This window comes from Benzoatithermus flavus (assembly GCF_037908215.1).
GTDB classification, from domain to species: Bacteria; Pseudomonadota; Alphaproteobacteria; order Geminicoccales; family Geminicoccaceae; genus Benzoatithermus; species Benzoatithermus flavus.
On the sequence record NZ_JBBLZC010000050.1, the window covers coordinates 1 to 5,473 of the forward strand.

Consider the following 5,473-nt stretch of genomic DNA (forward strand, 5'->3'; position numbering starts at 1 on the left):
GAGCCCGGGGAGGGGCCAGGGAGACAACTCGGATGTGGAAAAACCTGCTGCTCGCGGGCGCGGCCTTGGCGCTCGCCCAAGGCCGGGCTTCGAAATGAGCGGCCGGCCGCGCCGGTGCCACCTCCCTGGCCGGCGCGGCACGTGCCTGGGGGTGCCATGCCTCCGGGTCCCTTTCACCGACGAGGGTTCGCCATGGCCGACGTGGTCTGCTTCGGTGATCTCTTGATCGACTTCGTGCCGACCGTGACCGGCAAGGGGCTGGCCGATGCCCCGGCTTTCGTCAAGGCCCCCGGTGGAGCGGCGGCGAACGTCGCCGTCGGTCTCGTCCGGCTTGGGGCGAGCAGCGCCTTCATCGGCAAGGTCGGCGACGACCCGTTCGGCCACTTCCCCTGGGCCACGGCATTCCAGCCCCGGCTCACGACCATGGCCCAGCCCGGCTACGCCATTGGCCAGGAGGCGGTGAGCCTGCCGTTCGACCGGATCTCGGGTGCCAGGCACGGACCCGCGATCCGCAAGGTCCTAAAGGCCACGGTCGCGTGATCCGCGCCTCGTGCGGCCGACACCTTGAGGACTGCGTGCCCGTGCGTCGCCCCGGCACGGTCAGATGCAGGACCGTGCCGGTCTGAGGACGGATGGCCGGCTCAGCCCTCACTGGCCATCAGGTCGCCTTCTCCGTGTTGCGGATGTCCTGCTCGACGGTGCGAAATTCCGGCGCCAGCCGGATCGCCGGCTGGCAACAGCCGGAGAACACCAGGGCGGTCTCCTCGACCGGCGTGGAAGATTGGCGGCGTCAGGCGGCGAGGCGGGCGGCCTTGGCCTCGAGGTGGTGCAGGAGGTTGGTGAACGCCTTCACGAACAGCGCCACGCCTTCCTGCTCCAGCCGGTCGGCGGCGGCGGCGAGGTCGATGCCGACCTCGGCCAGCGCTTTCACCTGCCGCTCCGCCTCGGCCACGTCCTGCTCCAGGGTCTGGGCAACGGTGCCGGCCTCGCGGAAGCCCTCGTAGGTTGCGGGCGGCATGGTGCTGACCGTCTCGGGGCCGATCAGCTCCTCGACGTAGAGGAGCTCGGGATAGGCCGGGTTCTTGGCCCCGGTGCTGGCCCAGAGCAGGCGTTGCGGGCGGGCGCCGGCCGCGCGCAAGGCCTCGAAGCGCTCGCCACCGTAGATCCGCTTGTAGCGTTGATAGGCGAGCTTGGCGTTGGCGATTGCGATCCTGCCCTGCAGATCGGGCCGCGTCTCGGCCAGCATCGGGTCGAGCAGCGTATCGACCCGGCTGATGAAGAAGCTCGCGACCGAGGCGATCCGGTCGATGGGCTGACCCTGGGCCAGGCGACGCTCGAGGCCGCGCAGGTAGGCTTCCGCCACCTCGGCGTAGCGCTCGACCGAGAACAGCAGGGTGACGTTGACGTTGATGCCCTCGGCCGTGAGCTGCTCGATCGCGGGCAGGCCGGCCCTGGTGCCGGGCACCTTGATCATGACGTTGGGCCGGCCGAGGCGGGCGTGCAGCTCCCGTGCCTCGCGCAAGGTCGCTTCGGTGTCGTGGGCGAGGTCGGGCGAGACCTCGAGGCTCACCATCCCGTCGACCCCGCCCGTCTTCTCGTAGACCGGCCGCATCGCGTCGGCGGCGTCGCGGATGTCCTCGATCGCGAGGGCAAAGAACAGGTCGCGGGGCGACTGGCTGCGGTCGCGCTCGAGCTCGCGCTCGAGCAGCGCATCGTACGCATGGCTGGTGCCGATCGCCTTGTCGAAGATCGCGGGATTGGAGGTGACGCCGCGCAGGTCGTCGTCCTCGATCATGGTCAGGAGACCGCCTGAGGTCAGCATGGCACGATGGATATTGTCGCACCAGACGCTCTGCCCGGCGGCGTTCAGCTTGCGCAAGGGGTTGTTCGGGTTGGCCATAGAATGCACCTCATCGGGCAGGGGTCGGGTGGCGCGCTCGCGGGCGCTGCTCGTGCAGGAAGACGCGATCGTCGCGCTCGCGTCGCAAGCCGCCGGATGCCGCGGATGTTCCCGTCCTACGGCTCCGACGACGGCCGAGGCGGGCAGGCTCCCCGGTGGCCGATCATCATAGCACCTCGGCTTCGGCCCTCACCAGCACACGAACCCGCCATCGACGATGAGGTCGATGCCGGTGCAGAAGGACGAGGCCTGGCTCGCCAGAAAGATCGTCGGCCCGACCAGCTCGTCGACGGTCGCCATCCGCCCCATGGGCGTTTCGGCCTCGAACCGCTTGCGCTGTTCGGCGACCTCGGGGCGCAGGTTCATCGGGGTGAGGGTGTAGCCCGGGCTGATCGCATTCACGCGGATGCCGCGGTTGACGATCGAGCCCGACATCGAGGCGATGTTGATGATCGAGCCGCGGCGGCGCGGCAGCATGACCTGCGCCTCGGCCTTGGCGGACAAAAAGACTCCGGTGAGATTGATGTCGAGCATGCGCTGCCACTGCTCGAGCGGCATGGTCTCCGCCGCACCCGCGTTGGCGATCCCGGCGCAGTTCACCGCGACCGACATCGGGCCCAGATCGACCTCGCAGGCGGCGACCGCCGCCACGATCTCCGGCTCGCTGGTCACCGTGCCCTACAGGGCCAGGGCGCGGCGGCCGAGCGTCTCGATACGGGCGATGGTCTGCGGCAGGCTCTGGCTTGCCGGCAGGTCGAAGCAGGCGACATCGGCCCCGGCTTCGGCGAGCCCGATTGCCAGACGCTGGCCGATGCCGCTGCCGGCGCCGGTGACGAAAGCCACCTGACCGTCGAGACGAAACAGATCCATGTCCTAAGCCTCCCTCGAGCGTCCTTCGCCGTGACCGACTCCCGGTCACGGTCAATGGGTGGCGCGCTCCATCACCGCATGACGGCTAGCCTCGTGGGCATCCAGGATCCCGCGCGACCGGCCGCGGCTCATGACCATGACCCGATGCGACAGGCCGAGTACCTCGTCGAGATCCGAGCTGACCACGACGACGGCCATGCCGGCCCGCGTCAGCTCGGCGATCAGCTCATAGATCGCCGCCCTGGCCCCGACGTCGATGCCACGGGTCGGCTCGTCGAGGATGAACACCTTCGGCTTGCGCGCCAGCCACTTGGCGATGACCACCTTCTGCTGGTTGCCGCCGGAGAGATGACGGGCGAGCTGCAGCGGCCGGCTCTTCACGCCCATCTGCGCCGTCAGCCCCTCGCCCCGCAGAACCTCCCACTCGGCCGGCGGTGCCGGCTCGGGGAACATGCGCTCATCGGCTCAGCACCTCGAGAGCCCGGGCGATCTGCTCGGCCGTCGGCACCTTGTGATGCCACTCGACCCGGTCCTCGATGAAGGACACGCCCTTGCCCTTGATCGTGTTGGCGAGCACGCAGCGGGGCCGGCCGGCGCGGCGCTGAACGCGGCGAGCAGCGCCGCGTGATCGTGGCCGTCGGCCTCGATCGTCTTCCAGCCGAACGCGCGCCATTTGTCGGCGAGCGGCTCCAGCCGGTTGGTCGCTTCGGTGCGGGCACCCTGCTGCAGCCGGTTGTGATCGACGATCACCGGCGGGCCGCGATGGCGCAGCCGACGGCGATCGGCAGGCCGTGGCCGAGCGGCCCGGTGTTGGCCTCCACACCGGGCACCTTGCGCCGGTTGGGGTGGCCGTCGAGCGGCGAGAGCGGCGCCATGAACGTGTCGAGCCGTGCAACGGGGAAGAACCCGCGGAGTGCCCGCGCGCTGTAGAGCGCGGCCGCGCAGTGGCCCTTGCTCAGGATCAGTCGGTCGCGATCGGGTCGGGCGGGATCGGCCGGATCGATCCGCATCACCGCGAACAGCAGTGTCGTCAGGGTGTCGGTGACCGAGAGATCGCCACCGACATGGCCGAGCCCGGCCTTGCCGATGGTGCGCAGCACCGCTCGCGGCATCGGCGCCGCCATCGCCAGGCGCTTCGCAAGGGAAGGTGCCGCCGTGCTCGTCGCTGCCAACGAGCCGCTGGTGGAGCAGGTGGCAGGCGAGATCACGGCCGCGGGCGGCACCGCGGCCCCGTTCGTGGCCGACGTCACCGATCCGGCGCAGGCCGCCCGCCTGTACGATGCGGCCGAGCAGCATTTCGGCCGGGTCGACGTCTCGGTTCAGAACGCCGGCGTGATCACCATCGCCCGGATCGAGGACATGACCGAGGCCGAGTGGGACAAGGTCCTGGCGGTCACCACCAAGGGCGTGTTCCTGTGCTGCCAGGGAGCGGATGCGGGTGGTGGACTTCATCAAGTCAAGGGCGAGCGTTCGTTCATAGTCGACCCACATGCCGCCCTGCTCCGCCTAGCGGACGCAGCTCTCCACCCAGCGGACGCCTTCCGGCGCGGATGACGGGATAGCGAATGGTCGCGAGCAGTGCCGCATCGCCACGGTCGGTCGCGTCCATGGCCAGAGCAAACGGGTCAGAAGCCGACGCTCTTGAGGTGATCCAGACTTTGCGCCACGTCCCGGAGGCTGCCGCCCACGTCGCGCGGGTCACGCTCCTGCTCGATCGTGATGTAGCCGTGATAACCGATGTCCTCGAGCAGCCGACGGATCGCCGGGTAGTCGATCACGCCCTTGCCGATCGGGCACATGACCCCTTTGGCGCAAGCGTCGAAGAACCGGATCCGCTCGCCCATGACCTGGCAATGGACGTCGAGATCGATATCCTTGAAGTGGATGTAGTCGAGCCGGTCGGCATGGTCGCGGAGCCCCGTCACGGGATCCATCCCGGAATGGTAGAGGTGTCCGGTATCGAGGCACAAGCCCGCCGTCTCGTACGGGATATCGGTGATGACTTTCCGGATCTCGTCCGCGAACTCGATGTAGCCGCCCGCATGGGGGGATGACCGCGCGCACGCCGTGCTTGCGCCAGGCGAGCTCGGCGATCACCTTGATGTGGTGCATCGTACGCGCGGCAGCCTGGTGATCAGGGCGCAGATCTCGTCGGTCTGCCGTAGGAGGCTGGGCAGGTTCGACCCGGCGACGAGGTCATCGAAGATCGTGCCGGCGACGATGAACAGGCCGCGCCGCTCGAGCGCGTCGCTCACCAGGTCGACATCGAGCGGGATATAGCCGCAAGGACCGAGCTCGAGGCCCCGGTAGCCGGCCTGCGCCGCCTCGTCGAGCACGAGCTGCCACGGAGGCAGGTGCGGGTTCCTGACGTCGTCGACGTCCCAGTAGCAAGGTGCGGTCGAGATCTTGATGTTCATGGTGAGCTCTGCCCGTCCGGTGGCAATCATGGTCGCGCAGGCAAGGTCACGCGTGCTCGTCACGCAGCCGACTACCCGTCCGTCGACAACGCCCTGGCCATCGCCTCCCTGCGGCGCTGTGGCCCTCAAGGGCCGGCTTGCGCGGGTCGCCGGCGGGCATCCGCAGGTCGTGGATGCCCACTGAAGCCGATGCTCGTTACACCCGGCGCCGGCGGCGGTACTGGTCGGCGACGACCGCGGCGACGATGATCACCCCCTTGACGATGTCCTGGATGTAGGCGTCCAC

Annotated in this window: 3 protein-coding genes and 4 pseudogenes; 2 read left to right on the top strand and 5 right to left on the bottom strand. The window is 69.1% G+C overall.

All coding sequences use genetic code 11. The annotated features are described in order from the left end of the window. Positions 1-192: 192 nt before the first annotated feature. Complete coding sequence (locus U1T56_RS23790) at positions 193-540, top strand: PfkB family carbohydrate kinase (RefSeq protein WP_418162003.1); 348 nt, start codon at positions 193-195, stop codon at positions 538-540. 250 nt (positions 541-790) lie between these two features. On the opposite strand, the gene tal is transcribed toward U1T56_RS23790, so the two are convergent. The 4 genes and pseudogenes from tal to U1T56_RS23810 all read right to left on the bottom strand — a co-directional run bounded on the left by tal (position 791) and on the right by U1T56_RS23810 (position 3,882). Next, the gene (gene tal, locus U1T56_RS23795; RefSeq protein WP_418162004.1) at positions 791-1,900 is read right to left on the bottom strand and encodes a transaldolase; all 1,110 of its coding nucleotides are present in this window, start codon (positions 1,898-1,900) and stop codon (positions 791-793) included. Positions 1,901-2,089: 189 nt separating this feature from the next. Continuing rightward, positions 2,090-2,770, bottom strand: a pseudogene (locus tag U1T56_RS23800) (SDR family oxidoreductase). 51 nt (positions 2,771-2,821) lie between these two features. Further along, positions 2,822-3,163, bottom strand: a pseudogene (locus tag U1T56_RS23805) (ATP-binding cassette domain-containing protein); the annotation flags it as partial. 353 nt (positions 3,164-3,516) lie between these two features. Continuing rightward, positions 3,517-3,882, bottom strand: a complete 366-nt coding sequence (locus tag U1T56_RS23810) for a hypothetical protein (protein ID WP_418162005.1) — start codon at positions 3,880-3,882, stop codon at positions 3,517-3,519. Here U1T56_RS23810 and U1T56_RS23815 point away from each other — a divergent pair. Then, positions 3,857-4,201: pseudogene (locus tag U1T56_RS23815) on the top strand (SDR family NAD(P)-dependent oxidoreductase); the annotation flags it as partial. The gene U1T56_RS23810 and the pseudogene U1T56_RS23815 sit on opposite strands and share 26 nt — an antisense overlap. A 194-nt stretch (positions 4,202-4,395) precedes the next feature. On the opposite strand, the pseudogene U1T56_RS23820 reads toward U1T56_RS23815, so the two are convergent. After that, a pseudogene (locus U1T56_RS23820) lies at positions 4,396-5,187 on the bottom strand (TIM barrel protein). Between the last annotated feature and the right edge of the window lie 286 nt (positions 5,188-5,473).

Excerpts from the sequence above, each read along its gene's own strand:
- U1T56_RS23790 (WP_418162003.1), top strand. The coding sequence starts at position 193 with ATGGCCGACGTGGTCTGCTTCGGTGATCTCTTGATCGACTTCGTGCCG.
- tal (WP_418162004.1), bottom strand. The coding sequence starts at position 1,900 with ATGGCCAACCCGAACAACCCCTTGCGCAAGCTGAACGCCGCCGGGCAG.
- U1T56_RS23810 (WP_418162005.1), bottom strand. The coding sequence starts at position 3,882 with ATGCCGCGAGCGGTGCTGCGCACCATCGGCAAGGCCGGGCTCGGCCAT.